The 18,112-nt window shown below is 38.3% G+C and carries 10 protein-coding genes; 3 read left to right on the plus strand and 7 right to left on the minus strand.

Annotated features, from left to right (window positions below; all coding sequences use genetic code 11):
• Nucleotides 1–91: 91 nt before the first annotated feature.
• On the minus strand, nucleotides 92–571 hold the full coding sequence (cdd, locus tag HMPREF9144_RS02185; protein WP_006044191.1) for a cytidine deaminase: 480 nt from the start codon (nucleotides 569–571) through the stop codon (nucleotides 92–94).
• Between the two features lie 21 nt (nucleotides 572–592).
• Entirely contained in the window at nucleotides 593–2,050 is a 1,458-nt protein-coding gene (locus tag HMPREF9144_RS02190) for a hypothetical protein (RefSeq protein ID WP_006044192.1), read from the minus strand.
• 281 nt (nucleotides 2,051–2,331) lie between these two features.
• Here HMPREF9144_RS02190 and HMPREF9144_RS02195 point away from each other — a divergent pair, with 281 nt between their 5' ends.
• Nucleotides 2,332–5,118, plus strand: coding sequence for a carboxypeptidase regulatory-like domain-containing protein (locus HMPREF9144_RS02195; protein ID WP_006044193.1), 2,787 nt, complete (start codon nucleotides 2,332–2,334; stop codon nucleotides 5,116–5,118).
• 576 nt (nucleotides 5,119–5,694) lie between these two features.
• Here the strand turns inward: HMPREF9144_RS02195 and hemG are convergent.
• The 5 genes from hemG to pckA form a co-directional block, all read right to left on the minus strand.
• The gene (gene hemG / locus HMPREF9144_RS02200; protein ID WP_006044195.1) at nucleotides 5,695–7,095 is read right to left on the minus strand and encodes a protoporphyrinogen oxidase; all 1,401 of its coding nucleotides are present in this window, start codon (nucleotides 7,093–7,095) and stop codon (nucleotides 5,695–5,697) included.
• A 19-nt stretch (nucleotides 7,096–7,114) separates the two neighbouring features.
• Nucleotides 7,115–8,479: an oxygen-independent coproporphyrinogen III oxidase gene (hemN, locus tag HMPREF9144_RS02205; protein WP_006044196.1), complete on the minus strand. Its 1,365-nt coding sequence runs from the start codon at nucleotides 8,477–8,479 to the stop codon at nucleotides 7,115–7,117.
• Between the two features lie 2 nt (nucleotides 8,480–8,481).
• A complete protein-coding gene (locus HMPREF9144_RS02210) occupies nucleotides 8,482–9,705 on the minus strand; it encodes an MFS transporter (RefSeq protein WP_006044197.1) in 1,224 nt (407 codons plus the stop codon).
• 20 nt (nucleotides 9,706–9,725) lie between these two features.
• Nucleotides 9,726–11,798 carry a TonB-dependent receptor gene (locus HMPREF9144_RS02215; protein ID WP_006044198.1) on the minus strand — a complete coding sequence of 691 codons (2,073 nt, stop codon included), beginning with the start codon at nucleotides 11,796–11,798 and terminating at the stop codon, nucleotides 9,726–9,728.
• Between the two features lie 376 nt (nucleotides 11,799–12,174).
• Entirely contained in the window at nucleotides 12,175–13,788 is a 1,614-nt protein-coding gene (gene pckA, locus HMPREF9144_RS02220) for a phosphoenolpyruvate carboxykinase (ATP) (RefSeq protein WP_006044199.1), read from the minus strand.
• Nucleotides 13,789–14,085: 297 nt separating this feature from the next.
• Here pckA and upp point away from each other — a divergent pair, with 297 nt between their 5' ends.
• Complete coding sequence (gene upp / locus HMPREF9144_RS02225) at nucleotides 14,086–14,745, plus strand: uracil phosphoribosyltransferase (RefSeq protein ID WP_040595507.1); 660 nt, start codon at nucleotides 14,086–14,088, stop codon at nucleotides 14,743–14,745.
• 970 nt (nucleotides 14,746–15,715) lie between these two features.
• Nucleotides 15,716–17,878 (plus strand): helix-turn-helix domain-containing protein, encoded by a 2,163-nt coding sequence (locus HMPREF9144_RS02230; protein WP_006044202.1) that lies wholly within the window; start codon nucleotides 15,716–15,718, stop codon nucleotides 17,876–17,878.
• Nucleotides 17,879–18,112 lie beyond the last annotated feature (234 nt).

Raw genomic sequence — 18,112 nt, forward strand, 5'->3', positions numbered from 1 at the left:
ATATGCTAAAGTGTATTCTGCATTGTAGTGGTGCCGTTGTTGGGTAGCAAAATGTCTGCAATAGCTATGCCTAATGCTGTATATTGTTTATTTATTTCATTGATTCACCAATAAACTGTAGCGGCAACAAGTCTTTTATAGTGTTAATAATGTAAATGCCATCTGTGCCATAAAGTAAGATACGAACAGGCTTTTTATAGCGGTCTTCAATTTCCAATACAACTTGTCGGCACGCTCCGCACGGCACAATGGGCAGTTTCATTAGTCCATTACCGTTGCGTGCGGCTATAGCCAATGCCTTTATGGGTTGGTCGGGACGAGTGCTCTGCGCTGCAAAAATAGCCGAACGTTCGGCACAGAGTCCTGATGGATAGGCTGCATTTTCTTGATTTGCTCCCATCACCATATCGCCATTCTCCAATAGCAATGCTGCTCCTACGCTGAAGTGGCTATAAGGCGCATAGCTATTTTTGGTGGCTTCAATAGCTGTTTTTATAAGCACTTGTTCGTTGTCAGATAGTTCTTCAAGTTGGCAAACACCTATTTTTATGTTTATTTCTATTTGTTCCATAAACTGTTTCTTGCTCTTCTCTTATTCTGGTCTGTATTCGTAGCAACCTATATCGGGCTTGTTATCGCGTGCAAAACCATCGTGGTCGGTTGCGCTAATACCGTTAGGGAGTACTATTCCCATATCGCGAGCTGTTGATTTCTCTGAGAGATGAAAGTTGTAAGCTTGCTTGTCGCCGTCTATCTTTCGGAAATGTTTCTCGCCCGATTGTACAGTGTCTGTAGCTTCTTCCCATATAACGTCTACATACTTAGTGGCATCAGGCTCTTTTGGCTTTACGGTGCGCAATATGCTATGGTCGAATTTGAAGTTTTGAGCTGCCTCGTCAGTAAACGCTCCCATTATAACATCTTCAGCATAACCAGTAATAAGCGTATTAAAAACATTGAATTGTTGTAGCGCATATTGCTTTCCATCGTTGCTATTTCCAAAGCGTAAGGCTGCACCACGGTTACCATCAAACGGATAGAACTGTGCTATGGTGCAATGGCTCAACGTAATGTTGCCGCCAAAGAAAGCAGCACAGTCTTTCAGTGTGTTTGTTATTTGACAATTGCTGATATCTATTTTGCAATTAGTGGCTAGCAATCCATAGCCCTGACAGTTGTGAATGGTGCTTCGATGAAGCGAAAGAGTAGTGCGATTAACGTCCGACGAATCACACACAATACCGTTGTAAGTGGAATGAATATCGGCAAAGTTAATCTCGTTATCGTAACTCGACGTATTGAAATGAATGCCTTGCCACTGCCCGCTCACACGGTCGTACGGCAAATAGTCGAACATATAGTCCAAACGGTCGCCCCGAAGCGTAACAATCTTGTCGGCAGTTCCTGCTATTTTCAGTTGTCCGTGCACGTCAATGCCTGCCTTATTGGAGAAATAAAGCGTGGTTCCAGCACCAATGGTAAGCGTTGCGCCCTCGTTCACCTTTATGCCTCCCTGCACCACAATGGGCTTTGTGCTTTGTATGGTGGTGTCGTGCTTTACCTCAATATTCTTCAATAGTTCGGCGTCCCAACTGTACGCCTTTAGGTTTACTTTCTGTTGCACTGCACTTTCGAGCGTAAACACGAGGTTGTCTTCCATTAACTGCGGATTGGTCTTACCGTTCTTTGGTGTTGTAAGTTCTACGAAGACACGAATGCTATCCTTGTTTCGCACTTCAAGCCCATTCACCTGATAGCCATTTGACTGCCCCAAGTAAATGCCATCTACATTTACTCTGAAACCCGTTTGGTTGCCTTGCTCCAACCGAACATTGGCAAGACGAATTCCGTTACCCGACCGGTTGTATACCCAGAAAGTCTTTGTGGGGGTTGGTACTTTCGAGAACGTAGTGTCAAGTTTCACCGTATCTGTTGAAAATACCAACAGATTGTTCTTCGATGTCGTAAAGGTATCATCATCGTTGCAAGCCGTTACTAATCCAACAACAGCTAACAACAACATATATGTAAGTATTCTAAGTTTCTCCATTGGTATTATAACGTAGGAAAGCACTACTTATTACATTGTTATAATAAAAATGCACGCAAACACTCAGTAGGCATTGCTTCGAAAGTAAGACTACTGTACTGACAGGATAAAGAAGCTTTAAGAAATCAATACAGTTGCTTGTGCAATTTAAAAGTGTAGCTTAGGAATTAATATATTTTAAGAAAAGTGGGGGGGTAAATGCGCCAATATCAAAAGAAAGTATTAAATTTGCAACATATTATAACGATAAAACTAATCTAATAATAAACAACGCAGCATCTATGAAACAAAAGAAATTTTTATTTAGCCTTATACTTACCTTATTGGTGAGCATACCAATGATGGTAAGTGCAGATATTGTTACGGGTAAAGCTGTAGACGACAAGACGGGCGAACCTTTGGCAATGGCGTCAGTACGGATGGAGTGCAAGATGGGTGGATCCGTTCATACCATCACTACCACTACCGACTCGTTGGGCAATTTCAGCAATCAGTGCTCCTCTGAAGGGAGACTAACGGTTACGGTGAGTCTCTTAGGCTACCACGATACCAAGAAGAGAGGTTACTGTGGAAGCGGTTCGACTGCCGACACCATAAAGTTAGGAGAATTCAGACTGCAACCGTCAGACGTTGTACTCGATGAAGTGATGGTGTCGGCAAAGGCTAAACGTTTCACCATACAAGGCGATACGATTGTGTTTAACCCTGCTGCATTCAAACTAACCGAAGGTGCTCGACTGAAAGAGCTTATAGAAAAGCTGCCGGGCGTAACGAAAAAGGACGGCAAACTCTACTGGAACGACAAACCTTTGCGCCTCCAAATGAACGGACACGATATATTCGGAGGAAGCGGAATCGTTGCCGACCTGCCTGCAGAGGCTGTTCAGAACATTAAAAGCTATAACAAAGCGAGCGACTTTGCCAAACATTCGGGCAAAGACGACGGCAAGGAAGACCAAGTGTTGGACATTAAAATAAAGGCGGGCTTTATGGATAAATGGTATGGCGACATAAAGGCGAAGTTACAATCGCCCAAGAACTACGAGGCCTCCATAAGTTCTTCAAAGCTCAGCGATAAAAATCCTATTATGTTCCAATTCGATGCTAACAACGTAAACCGATATCAGAAAGTAGGCACAAACTGGTGGGAAAGTGGCGACTTCGACTATTTCGGCAAGGCACAGAATGCAGCCTTAGGCTATCAGCACAATTGGAAAGCAATAGCCAACGAATATCACTTTGTTGCACTTTCTTCTAACTTCAATCACAAAGATGGTTGGGGAACCGACTACGAAGCCGCACAATACTTCTCGCCAAACAATGTAACAACGTGGAGCCTAAACCGAACGAAACACTATAACCACGAAATAGCACCCGAAGTGCGTGCCGAATTGCTGTCGTTTGTAGATAGAAATAACATCGCTGCAGCACACTTAATTTTCAATTACACATTGCAACGAAACAATACAGAGACAGGTAGCGCACGCTTCGATACCGATACGAAACCTTACGGAGACTTTCCTTTAGACTTAGCACTAAGCGCAGGGCACGGCGATGCAGTCTATCGGCACATTATAAACCGAGAACGTTCGTACCAGCAACAAATAAACGAAGGTGGAGGAATCAAACTCGAAGGTATCTGGAAACACTTCATTGCCAAGAAGGCACAGTTGGAAATCAATGCCGAAATGACATATCAGAATGGCAACAACCGCTTCGATGCTCATCGCGAGCTGGAGTATATAAACAAAGGAACAGCCTCGCCACTCTATCAATACAGCCGCGCACCCTATCATAACATAGAGGCAAGCGGAAAGGCTGCATTGGAATACCACATAAACGATGCTCTTATGCTAACCGCAGCAGAGCAATTTAAGGCTAGTAACAATAACATTCGGCAGAGCTTTTACAGTTCGCCCATTGCTTCGAAAATAGAAAGCGACCCTGAGAGTGTGCTCGATGTAGCCAACAGCTATCGAAGTAAACACTTAGAAACCAATGCCACAAGTACGCTTGGTATAACTTACAAGGTGGGCAATTGGCAGTTTATTCCTACTGTGGACTATAATTTCGATTGGGAACAACTGAACTATCAGCGTGGTAGATTAGACACTGTGGCACACCGCAACAGTAATATCTTTATGCCGGGAATGGCTGTTAAATGGAAGTTGAACAAGAATAATCGCTTCGATATTGCATTCAACTACACAACAAAGCTGCCCGACCTGCTGGCTACATTGGGCTATCGCGACGACACCGACCCATTCTGGATAGTAGAAGGAAACCCTCTATTGCATCGCAGTCATCAGCATACAACCTCGTTAAACTATGCTGCCACAGCGACAAAACAGCAAGCTATGTTCCTCTTTAAAGTGGGATACACACACATTATCAATCCTATTGCTACTGTATATAACTTCGACCCACAAACAGGCGTGTACCGTAGCCACAGCGAAAACGTGCGAAGCGGCAACGATTGGTTCGCTGAAGTAACCTACGACCGAAGTTTTGGCGACTACATACACTTCTCCAACAAGGCAGAAGCGCATTTCAAGAAAGCGTATGGCTATCTTGCCGATTTCAATGGACACGCTACACAAGAGCAAAACCAACTGAAAATGTTTACTTTCGTATCAAATCCCGAACTGTCGTACGAAAGCGATTGGCTGAAAGCTGGCATCTTCGGAGAAATTAATTTGCAACGAAACAGATACTCGCTGGCGAGCCAATACAACAACACACCTATTGAATATGTCTACGGATTGCGCGCAACACTGAAGTGGAAAGGCTGGGAGATAAACAACGAAATACAAGACAAAGCCACAACAGGCTATTTATCGCAGACTCTGAACCGCCACCGCATAATATGGGAGGGCTACATTCGTTATGTTTGGAAGAAGAGTAAGAACTGGATTGGATTAAGTTTCGACGATATTCTGAACCAAAACCGTTATTATGAACTTAACGTAAACTCAACAAATCGTACCGAAAAGTGGAACGAATTTCTGCACCACTACGTTAGCTTAACCTTCAATTACCACTTCGATGCAAAAGGCAATAAAAAGTAAATATCCGCTCTCCGCTCTGTACCACTATTGCCTTCTGTTGGCAGCACTATGGTTTGCTGCCAACAACACTATGGCTTATGCTCTATTTATCGTTAGATAAATGGTTTTACCAGTGTATATACACTATACTGAAACGAATGTATATCTATGGATCTACGAATGCGCATCTATGGATCTACGAATGTACATCTATGGATCTACGAATGTACATCTATGGATCTACGAATGTATATCTATGGATCTACGAATGTACATCTATGGATCTACGAATGCGCAATTGTTGATGAACAAACACTACACCATAGAAATAACGGAGCAATACCATTGTGTAGAGCAAAAAACAGCAGACATCTAACTTATTAGATGCCTGTTGTTTTGTTGTTTCGTCTTAATTGGGCGTTACATCGCACCCATATTGTTTTATCTTTATACCATTAACCTTTGGTAACTTTCGTATTCTTGCTAAAAGGTGGTTTGCTGCATTTTGGTTATGAAATATATAGGTATGCTTACCAATAAAACGAAATAAGCTGAGCTTCTAACGGCTACTTTTGTTTTTAACAATATAAACTCTCACTATTTAGCATCTGCCCTTACAAGTTGCATTGCTATATTAACAGCTTGCCTAATACGGTCTGCCATACCAATGCCGTTGCGCAGATTTCCACCTATTATTAAGCCCTTATAGTTTTGTTCAATGCGTGTAATGGCTGCAAAACGCTCTCCACTCGATAGCTCATACTGTGGAATGGCACGCTCGTGTCGGAATATTCGTATCATCTGAGGGCGTATATTGTGTGGAAACCGAAGCATAGTAGGCAATGCTTTGGTTACTATTTCGCACAATTCGTTATCGTTCTTCGTAAGCATTTCAGCGTGTTTCACTCCACCGAGGAAGAACGAAAATAGTGCGCCCTGTGTAGGACAACGATGCGAAAAGCAAGCCGATGGGAAAAGAATACCCAACAATTGTTGCTGCTCGCAAGTAGGAATAAGTCCGCCGAAGGCTTTATTTTCAACACCTTGCGCATTGGTTAATCCCACGCTAACTTGCACAATGGGTGCGTAGTGTAGGGCAGAGATAGGCATAATGTCGGCGTTATCAACAAAGGGCAACATAGTTTTTAGCTCGTAAGCCCCCACAGTTGTAACCACGTGCCTACTATGCAAACTTATTTTTTCGCCACTTGTATTAGTATAGTTCACCTGCCATATCCCTTCCAGCGGTGTAACAACAACATTGTTGGCTTGCAAAACTATATTCTGAAATGCTACCGATTGTGCCAGAGCGTCCACCAAATGTTGCAATCCGCCGACCGCCGAGAACACCTTTTTAGTAGCCAATCGGTCGCGTTCGGTCTTCCTTTCCCTTCCTTTGGCTATGCCTCCACGAATAAAACTTCCATAGTTCTGTTCCAAGTTGTAGAGCTTTGGCAGTGCATATCGTGTAACGAGCGAGTGCGGATCGCCAGCATATACACCCGAAATAAATGGGTCTACAGCATAGTTTAAATAGCTTTTACCCAGTCGTCGAACCACCATTGATGCCACATCTTCGTTTGGATTGGTACCCTTTGCACGGAAAGGTTCGAGCAATATTCCAAACTTATCTGTCCAACTGAATAGCGGTGTGCGTATCGCAGTAATCAAGTTAGATGGTAAGGCATAAAACTTTTTACCTTTCCATATCCACCGTTGCTTAGCTTCGTTGTGTGCCTCCTCGAGTGTGCAGCCTTCTTTTTCCAAATCTTTAAATAGTTCAGCCACTTCAGGATAGCTTACAACACCCGTGTTTGGTCCGCTTTCGAACGTGAAACCATCTTGTCGATGAGTTTGAATTTGTCCGCCAATCCTATTTGTTTTCTCTAACACAACCACCTCTTTGCCGTGCTTTCGCAACGTGTGTGCAGTAGTTAGTCCTGTAAGTCCGGCACCTATAACAATGGTGTCTATAATATGTTGTGTTTCGTTTTGCATTGTGCAAAGAATAAAGAGTTTATACTGGTTTTGAAAATAGTTTATGATTGTTGCGCATCATGGGGTCGAAAGTAGCAGCAACATTACGCACAAAGGTCATACCATCGTTAGTTAGTTTCACCGAATTAGTATCGAATGTAATCAAACCATCAGTCTGAAGTTCTTTCAGTTGCGTCTCATCGTAGTGTACAGCTTGCTTAATATCATCAACCGAGCAATGCAACCTTTTAGCCATATCGTTCCAATTCACAGAGTTGTTGCACATAATACATTCTATTACTTCGCGTGTTATGCGCTGCCATGAAGCCAAAGCGTAACCTTTTGCAATGGGCAATTGGTTTGCATTTACTTGCGAAATGTAGGCAGAAATATCTTTCGTGTTTTGTGCATACGCCTCGTCTAACTGACTGATGCCCGACACGCCAAAGGCATAAACTTGTGCTGTAATGCGACGTGGACAATAGCCTTGAAAGTTTCTATGCAAAGTTTGGTGCTGTAAAGCCACATTCAAATCATCGTCGGGCAACACAAAGTGGTCCATACCAATAGCACAATAGCCCTCCGCCTGAAGAAGTTTAGAAGCCTCTTCAAACATTTTTAGTTTTTCAGTTTGTGGGGGCAAGCCAGCTTTCTCCAATATCATTTGTCGTTTAAAAATACTTGGCAGGTGTGCATAACTAAAGGTAACTAAGCGGTTAGGATGTAGTTTTATGGCAGCTTCTATAGTAGAAACAAACTCTGCTACAGTTTGTCCGGGCAAGCCATAAATAAAATCGAAGTTCACCTTTGCACCGCCCTTACGCAATATATTCATAATATCTTCAACAGGCAAAATAGATGGTCGACGATTTACGGTGTTCAAAACATTCGCATTAAAATCTTGAATGCCTAAGCTGAAACGATTAAATCCACTGTCGAGCAAATATTGCCAATCGGTTGTGTCGAGATATCCAGGGTGGCATTCAATAGCAATCTCTGGTTGTTCAATGGTGTCGAAAGCCTCCAATAAGTGTTCGTTGAGCGAACGAATAAAGTGTAAAGGCATTGACGATGGACTTCCTCCTCCATAATGTATCTGACTTATCTTACGATTTTTGCGCAAATGAGGCAGCAGTAAATCAATCTCTTTGTGTAGTGTGTTGAAATATTCTTCCACCCGTGAAGGTTTCGCCATCGCAACAGAGTTACAGCCGCAATAGTGGCAAAGATGTCTGCAGAAAGGCACATGTATATAAAAGGAAATATTGTCGGCAATGGCATTGTTCGATGCTTCTACAGCTTTCAGATAACGTTGTGCATCGAAAGCTTCAAACTCGTTTGCCGTCGGATAGCTTGTATAACGAGGAACAGGTACATTATATTTCTTAAAAAGAGCTTCGTTCATTATTATTTCACTGTTTTATTCATTTGTAAAGTGTAGAAGAAAGATGCCAATGCAATGGCGCTTTGTGTAGCAAACATTCCAGCATAGCCCACATAATGTGCAATGACACCGCCTATAACTGCTATTATAATTCCCATCAAGTGAGTTATAACGGTTTGAACTGTAAAATCGGTACCTTCTCTTCCCACTCGTACATGTTTCATAGATGAAGTGTAAACCACAACAGTTCCCATACCATAACTGCCCCATAACACAACAATAGCTATGGTTAAGGTTAGAGTTGTTGTGAAATTTTGGTTTATAGATAGGAATACAAAAATGAGTGTTGCCAGGAACATTATGAATGCAAATACAGACCGCATACGCTGATAGCCATAACGACGCACCAAAATTCCTGCTGGATATGCCATAACGAAGGCTGCACCAATGCCAATAATGCCACATAGGAAACCTATTTCTTTCATAGAGTAACCCAAATCTACCATAAAAGGTTTAAGTATAGACATAATGCCAATGATACCTGTATAGTAGAGAACTAAGAAAACTATTTGTCGTGCTATGCCCTTTTGCGTGAAAAATAGTACAAAGTCTTTCCACGTAGCACGCTGTTTTGTTTGTGTTTCTTGCTGGAAACTAAGTTTCTTGTGTAGCAATAGTGGAACAAGTGCTATAAGAACAAAAATACTGAGACATTGTGTTACACTATTCCAACCATACGAATGGAGCACCATAAGTAATACACCACTTCCTAAAAGACTTCCGCCAAAACTACCCATCGATTGCATACTGTTAAGTAATCCGCGTTGTTTGGTTGTTGATGTGCGTATAGCTAAAGCATCAGTTGCAATATCTTGTGTGGCTGAAGCTGCCAAAGCTAAAAGTATTATTGCTATTAGAATATGGAAATAAGAGGGCAGAATTGTATGTAAATCGAAGAGGCTTGTTATAAAAATAAGTAGTGCATAAGTAATTTCTGCACCAATAATAGCTCGTTTATAGTTGCGCACTGTATTACAATAACGGTCTATTGCTGGCGACCAAAACACTTTTAATATCCATGGCAGTTTTATTATTTGTAGCAATCCAATAACGGATAGCGACACTGCTTGTTCGCGCATAATAACTTGCAGTGCCGTAGTAAAAAAACTCATAGGCACTGCTTGAGCTATATATAGACTAAAGAAGGTAGACAGATAAGCTACCTTCTGTGTTTGTTTTTTGTTCATAGAGAAAAGATAATCTGATACTATGGATTAAGTTTAAACACCAAAGATGTGCCTATCATAAAAGGTTTACCTTGTTGAGCAAATGCTGCAGACGAAACAAAAGCATAGCTCATATAATGTGTATTGGTTGTATTCTTTGTCCAAACTTCCCATGTGAAACGTCCCTTTGTTGCTGCAATCTTCAGATTGAGAAGCGCATAAAAAGGTTGTTTTAACTTGTTATCTTCTGTCCAATATATTTTTCCAGTACCTGTAAGTGCAGCATTAAACATAAGTTTATCTAATCCTGCTACATTAGAAAGTGTATAATTAGCTACAAACGACATAGTTTGTTTTGGCACCATTGGTAACATATTGCCAATAAAATCTACGGTTGCACTTTTCTTATAATATAGGAATTGCGCATAAGTATAACCATAATTTGCTTGCAATTCTAAGCTTGTGATAGGACGATAAGTTGCCGAAAGCTCGAAACCTTTACTGTTAGAATGTCCTGCATTATTAATAATATTTCCTACACCAGGTACGGTAGTTGTTACTTGTTGATGTTTCCAATCTATGTAGAATAAACTCATTTCTGTTTGAAGAGTTCCATTAAGGAAAGCCAACTTTGCTCCAATTTCGTAATTCCAATTGTATTCTGGATCGTAAGCTGGAAGTTTCTGTGTAGTAGAAGTAACATTATAACCACCAGCTTTATAACCACGTGCTATAGAAGCATACACCATTTTGTTGGCAGAAATTTGCTGACTGAGTGTAAATTTTGGTGTTATCTGACTAAAGTGCATGTGGTCTTTGTACGTTGCTGTTTGTACATTACTTGCAAGTCCTGTGCTTAGATTATATTTGTTTGCTGTATAGTTTTCGCCTACTCGTTCATAATCGTATCTCAATCCTATTGAAGCATATAGTGTTTTTGTTATATCATAAGTAGACTGATGGTAAATAGCTCCTCCCCAAGTAGGATTATTATAGAACTTAGGAGTAGCAAAGTCTTTTGTTATGAACTGTGTTTCAACACTATTATTTAATTTTTGGTAGAAGCCGAAAGCACCTATAATCCAATGATAGCGATTATTATTGTTTGCCGAACGTAATGTAAACTCTTGGCTTACGAGAGTTTGTTTTAGTCCTGTTATAACAAAGTAGAGGTCTTTTGGTGTAAAATCCTGGTCTATATATTGTTTATCTTTACTGTATTGGAATGATGTTTGTGAATTGAAGTGGACTTTATCTCCTTTATAAAGCCAATTTAAGCCAGCCGAAAGAACATTTCGTCTATAGCTACTGTAACGATTGTAGTTTACAGCTTCTACCGTGTTATTAGTTACGTTATATTTTCCGTAAGGATAACCACCTTGTGTAGAATGATCGAAAAGAACATTCAAACGCATTGTCCAAAGTGGAGCTGCTTGCCATGCTAATCCCATTTCTGCATTGGCACTTTTCAAATTATCTGCTTTTTCTCCCGTTGCTATATTGCGAAAAAATCCATCGTTTCTATGATAATTTCCTGCTACGTGAAGTCCTAAACGTTGTGTAAGTTTCTGATAATGCGATAAGCCTAAACGTAAATCGTTGCGCGAACCATAACTCAATTTGGCTATAGTGTTTTGATATTCTAATGGTGAATAGGTATAAATATTGATAAGTCCGCCTGTAGAATTTCGTCCATATAATGTACCTTGTGGTCCGCGTAGAATTTCTATTCCGTTGATTCCTACTATATCTAAATCAACAACTGACCGTTCAAAATAGGGCATTCCATCAACATATAGTCCAACAGAAGGGGCATTTGTTTTAGAACCAATACCTCTAATGTAGATAGGTGTATTTTGTCGTGCACCATAATCTGCTATAAAAATATTTGGAAACACACTACTTACATCGCGTAAGCCATTTAATTCGTTGTGGTTAATAAACTGACTCCCTGCCACAGATACTGACATTGGAGCTTTACTAATGTTGTCTTGTTTAAACCCATTCACTACAACCTCTTTTAATATGTGATGTTGTGTGGTTGTTGAATCGGTTACTTCTGCCATTGCACAAAGTGGAAAGAGTGCTGTACATAGTAAGAAAGAAAATTTCATAACTCTTGTTCTTTTTAATGTGGGTGCAAAGTTACGTCTTTCTTTTTTTACATACAATCATCATTTATAAGGAAATTTATAAGGAATATTGCTGAAAATGTGAGATTATAACTATGTGCTCAGCTTTCGGTTGTTATATTCTTACCAATGGTTTTGTTATATTCTTATTAATACTTTTCTATGTTTTATTGCTCACTTGCAAAATGCTAACAACTATAGAATGTAGGTGCCTATATATAATAAGGTGTAAACAATTTGAATAGGCACAATATTTTTATATTGTTATTGCTTTTAGATATAAAAAACTCATCTCTACCAGTTGATAGAGATGAGTTTAAAGGTTTTAATAAAGTGTTTTCGTTACACCTTATATATATTAGAGCTGTGGACCAGCTGCAACAAGCTTCTTACCAGCTTCGTTTGTCTCATACTTCTTAAAGTTCTTTATGAAACGAGCTGCAAGGTCTTTAGCTTTTTCGTCCCATTGTGAAGCATCTTTATATGTATCGCGTGGGTCGAGAATTTCAGTTGCAACACCTTCAAGTTTTGTTGGAACAGTGAAGTTGAAATAAGGAATCTGTTTTGTAGGAGCAGCGTCGATAGAGTGGTTCAAAATAGCATCGATAATACCACGAGTATCGCGAATAGAAATACGTTTGCCAGTACCATTCCAGCCAGTATTTACTAAGTATGCCTTAGCACCGCTCTTTTCCATCTTCTTAACCAACTCTTCTGCATATTTTGTTGGGTGAAGTTCCAAGAAAGCCTGACCGAAGCAAGCAGAGAATGTTGGAGTTGGTTCTGTAATACCACGTTCTGTACCAGCTAATTTTGCTGTGAAACCAGAAAGGAAGTAGTATTTTGTTTGTTCAGCATTAAGAATAGATACTGGAGGAAGTACACCAAAAGCATCAGCAGAAAGGAAAATTACCTGTTTTGCAGCTGGACCTTGTGATTCTGGACGCTGAATATTCTTAATATGATAGATAGGATAAGATACACGAGTATTCTCGGTTACACTCTTATCTGCAAAGTCTATCTTACCATTCTCGTCAACAGTTACGTTTTCAAGAAGAGCATCGCGTGTAATTGCACCGTAAATATCAGGTTCAGATTCTTTATCAAGGTTGATAACTTTTGCATAGCAACCACCTTCAAAGTTGAATACACCCTTATCGTCCCATCCGTGTTCGTCATCACCAATAAGTTTACGCTTAGGATCGGTAGACAATGTTGTTTTACCTGTACCAGAAAGACCAAAGAAAATTGCTGTGTTTTCTCCGTTCATATCTGTATTTGCAGAACAGTGCATAGAAGCAATACCCTTTAATGGCAAGAAGTAGTTCATCATTGAGAACATACCTTTCTTCATTTCACCACCGTACCATGTATTTACAATAACTTGCTCCTTAGAAGTTACGTTAAACATAACGCAAGTTTCTGAATGCAAACCAAGTTCTTTCCAGTTTTCTACTTTAGCTTTTGAAGCATTGTAAACAATGAAATCTGGTTCTTGCTCGAAATCTGCTTCGCTTTTTGGACGAATGAACATATTTGTTACAAAGTGAGCCTGCCAAGCAACCTCTACAATGAAACGAATCTTCATACGTGTGTCTTTGTGTGTACCACAAAAACCATCTACTACAAACAAACGTTTGTTAGAAAGTTCTTTCTTTGCAATATCTTTTACTGTTGCCCAAGCTTCTTTTGTAGCACGGTGGTTATCGTTATGATATTCTTCTGAATCCCACCATACTGTATCGTGAGAATTTTCATCATCAACAATAAACTTATCTTTAGGAGAACGACCAGTATAAATACCTGTCATTACATCAATAGCACCAAGTTCTGTTTCATGACCAACTTCAAAACCTTCAAGACCTTCTTTTGTTTCTTCGTTAAACAATACTTCGTAAGAAGGATTGTAAAGTACTTCTGTTGTACCTGTAATACCGTACTTCGTAAGTACGCTCTTATCAAATTTTGCCATTTTTTATAATATAAAATTATGTTGAAATTTATCTCTTAATCTTATTACTATTTTACCTTAAACACCGCAAAGGTAGTAATTTTATAATGCAACGCAAAATCATAAATATAAAAAATGCAACAAGAATTGATTTGTAAGGTTAAAGAATATAAAATTCCTTGATATTAAAAGATATTTGCTATTCGGACGTTGCAAATGCTAAACTATTTTCTTAATTTTGCCGAAATTTTGGGGCATAAAAACTATTACTCCCAAACATATATATCACCAATATATAACCATAGTGTAAAAAGAAAAATGGAAATCATTAACTTCTCGGATCAAAACTCCATTGTAAACCAATACATGGCAGAAATTCGTGACAAAGAGTACCAGAGAAACCGTCTCCTTTTTCGTAATAATGTTATGCGAATAGGGGAATTCGAAGCTTTCGAAATCTCTAAAACTCTTCAGTACGAAACAAAAGAAATACTCACGCCATTGGGCGTTTCAAAGGTAAATATACCTACCGACAAAATTGTTCTCGCAACAATTTTCCGGGCAGGACTACCTTTTCATAACGGTTTTCTTAATATTTTCGACCATGCTGGAAATGCTTTTGTAAGTGCATATAGAGAATATAAAGACAAAGAACACCACGAAGTGGGTATACATGTTGAATATTTGGCAACACCCGATATTAATGGTAAAACTTTAATTATTGCCGATCCAATGTTAGCTACTGGTGGTTCTATGGAACTTGGCTATAAAGCTATTCTTTCTAAAGGCGAACCACGGCATGTTCACATTGCATGTGTAATTGCTTCTCCTGAAGGTATTGAACATATAAAAAAGACTTTCCCCGATAATAACACTACTATTTGGTGTGGAGCTATAGACGATGGACTAAACGAACATAAGTATATTGTTCCAGGATTTGGAGATGCTGGCGACTTATGTTATGGAGAAAAACTATAAATATTAGCTAAAAAGGAACTTGCAAAAGATATAATATAAACTTTTGCAAGCTCTTTTTTTTTTATAAGAACATATTTTTTTTGCTAATTACAAACACTGTTAATGTAATTAGTGGGTTGGCTCTTTCTTTTATCTCAATCGTTCATTAAGCTGTAGTACCATTATATTTTGTTTATACTATAACTTCTTTACCATTTTTCGCTTCTTACCATCTATTTTGCTTGTCTTTCTAATTCGCTGTAAACTGTTACACCTTTATATAACGATAAACAATATGCCAACAATAAAGCAAAATAGGGCAAGCTATACCGAAGCCTATTTAACTTTCAAAAGATACATTATAGATTTTGTAATTACGAAATAGAAAAAAATAATAAGAAAATAAAATTTTATAATTAAAAACCTCTATGTTTTTTATTATAAAATTTCTCCACATAATTATTCTTTATTTTTTCCCTATTTTACTATACGCTTTTTGCCATATTAGCTGCTTCTGTATACATTTTGATTCAGCCATAAATAGTTCTACTTAGAATTTTTTTTCTCGCTATATATAAAACATTATACTCTACATACAGAAAGGTGGCGTTTCGGTTTACGAAGCACCACCTTTCTACTTTCTCAAATCATCAACTAACTTAAACTATTTACTCTATAATAATAACTAATCAACTATCTTTTTTACCTATATGAACCTTTTCTATAAACAACCTTGAGTCTTATTGTTATCCCAATCTTAATTTTTTCTTCTTATTTTTTGAGTGTCTCCAGAAAAAGTGGCTCATATCATCTCTTTTTACGACTGCAAAGTTATAGCTATATTGCATTGTACGCAAAAAATAAAGCAGAGAATAAACAATATTCGCCATTTTATTGCTATTTATCAATCTAATTGATTTTTGTCAATACTAATTTGCTATTCTTATACTTTTTTCTTAAATTTGCTGACTAATTATCACATTATAGAATAATGGAAAATAATACCGAATTGCGCAACGCATGGGATTTTGTAGAACATACAGGCATTAGCATTTTCTTAACAGGAAAAGCTGGTACCGGAAAAACAACCTTTTTGCGAACTATACAGCAACGGAGCACAAAACGAATGATAGTTGTAGCACCTACAGGGGTTGCAGCCATAAATGCTAATGGTGTAACCATTCATTCTTTCTTTCAACTTCCATTATCTCCATTTGTTCCCGAAAGCACAGTAAAGCCACGTTTTGAATATAGTAAGCAAAAACGGCAAATTATGCGAACACTCGACCTTCTTATTATAGACGAAATCAGTATGGTTCGTGCAGATATTCTTGATGCTATCGATTCTATTCTTCGCCGTTTTAGAGAACATAATAAACCTTTTGGAGGAGTACAGCTCTTAATGATAGGCGATTTGCAACAACTTACACCTATTGTGCGCCCAGACGAAGAAAAATTGTTAAGCCGTTATTATAATACACCTTATTTTTTCGATTCTAAAGCTCTGCAAAGCACACAATATGTTACAATAGAGCTAACAAAAGTGTTTAGACAACAAGACAAAGTTTTTATAGATATATTAAACCACTTTAGAGATGGACACGTTTCTGATGAAGATTTTGATATTTTAAATAAACGCTATCAACCAAATTTTAACCCCGATAAAAATAGCGATTACATACATTTAACAACGCACAACAGAATAGCCGATAATATAAACGACCGACAATTAGAACAAATTAAAGAACAAGCATATAAGTTTTGTGCACGAGTGGAAGGACAATTTCCCGAAAATAGTTATCCCGCCGACTATGAACTAACATTAAAATGCGGAGCACAAGTAATGTTTATTCATAACGACCGTTTCGAACGATATTATAATGGGAAAATAGGAAGGATTACTTATATTGATAATGAAAGAATAGAAGTAAGCTGTCCGAACGAAAACGAAAAAATAGAGGTTGAACCCCAAACGTGGGAAAATACTCGTTACACACTCAACGAAACAACAAAACAAATAGAAGGAGAGGTGTTAGGAACTTTCACACAATATCCATTGCGATTGGCTTGGGCTATTACAATTCATAAAAGTCAGGGGCTAACTTTCGAACATGCCATTATAGATGCGCAACAAGCTTTTGCATCTGGACAGGTTTATGTGGCTTTAAGCAGATGTAGAACATTAGAAGGTTTGGTTTTAGCATCAACACTAAACAGAAATGCCGTTATAAACGATGCCAGAGTAGATAGCTATATTGCACAACAAAACATACGAGCAGCCGAAAGTATTAAGAATTTGCCTCTCCTAAAAGAAGAATATTACAGAATGATGCTGTTGGAATTGTTCAACTTTAGCGAAATATATAATGCCGAATCGGCTCTTTTTAGAACTTTGGTAGAGCATTTCCATAAACATACCAAGCTAATTGCACTACACCAAACAACAGTTTCTGAATTGAAAGAGAAAGTTCTGGATATTTCTACGAAATGGACACAATATATAAAAGGTATATCAATAGCAGAATTGCATAATAAAGAATTTTTAGATAGAATAAAAAGCAGTGCACAATATTTCTACAACGAACTTTCAAAAATATTTGCAGACCAGATAGAGCAAACCAAAGGCATTGAAAGTAAAAATAAAGAAGCCATAAAGCGAATAGATAATAATATTAGCGAAGTTGAACAAAGTAAACAAGCAAAACTGTTATTGCTGGAAGATATAATGATAGAAGATTTTAGCACAAGTTACTATCTTAAACGCAAACAAGAAGCAATTTTAATATCAATGGGCGACGAGGATATTGCAAAACAACGCAATAAAAAACATAAAGTAGAAGCCGAAAAAAAGAAAAAAGAAGCAACACACAACATAAGCTACAAACTTTATAAAGCAGGAATGACCTTAGAAACTATAGCAAAAGAACGCGGTTTAACAATAGAAACCATCGTACGGCATATAGCAAAATATGTTAGAAACGGAGAATTAAGTGTAACCAACTTTGTAGACGATAAGAAAATAGCAGCCATTCAAAATGCAATAAATAACATTCCACCCAACGAAGGTATGAAATATATAAAAGATGTATGTTCAATAGATGTTACTTACAGCGATATTATTTTCGTTTTAGCCAATAACGAAAGAACAAAATAAACATTTTGTAGCCGATTTTTTTAAGAACCTCCCTCCTGTTTAATCTGAAAATGGCATTTAAGTCTCAACATATTCTGTTTTATTCTTGGCAAATTTATAAAGCCTTATAACAGAAACGTAATTGGCTATGTAAAGCTATAAAATAGACAAAGAAAACTGCACAAAAATAAGTAACAACAGGAAATAATACTATGAAAACTGCGATGATATAATGGTATAAAAATAGATTAAGTT

This window comes from Prevotella pallens ATCC 700821, assembly GCF_000220255.1.
Taxonomy (GTDB): domain Bacteria; phylum Bacteroidota; class Bacteroidia; order Bacteroidales; family Bacteroidaceae; genus Prevotella; species Prevotella pallens.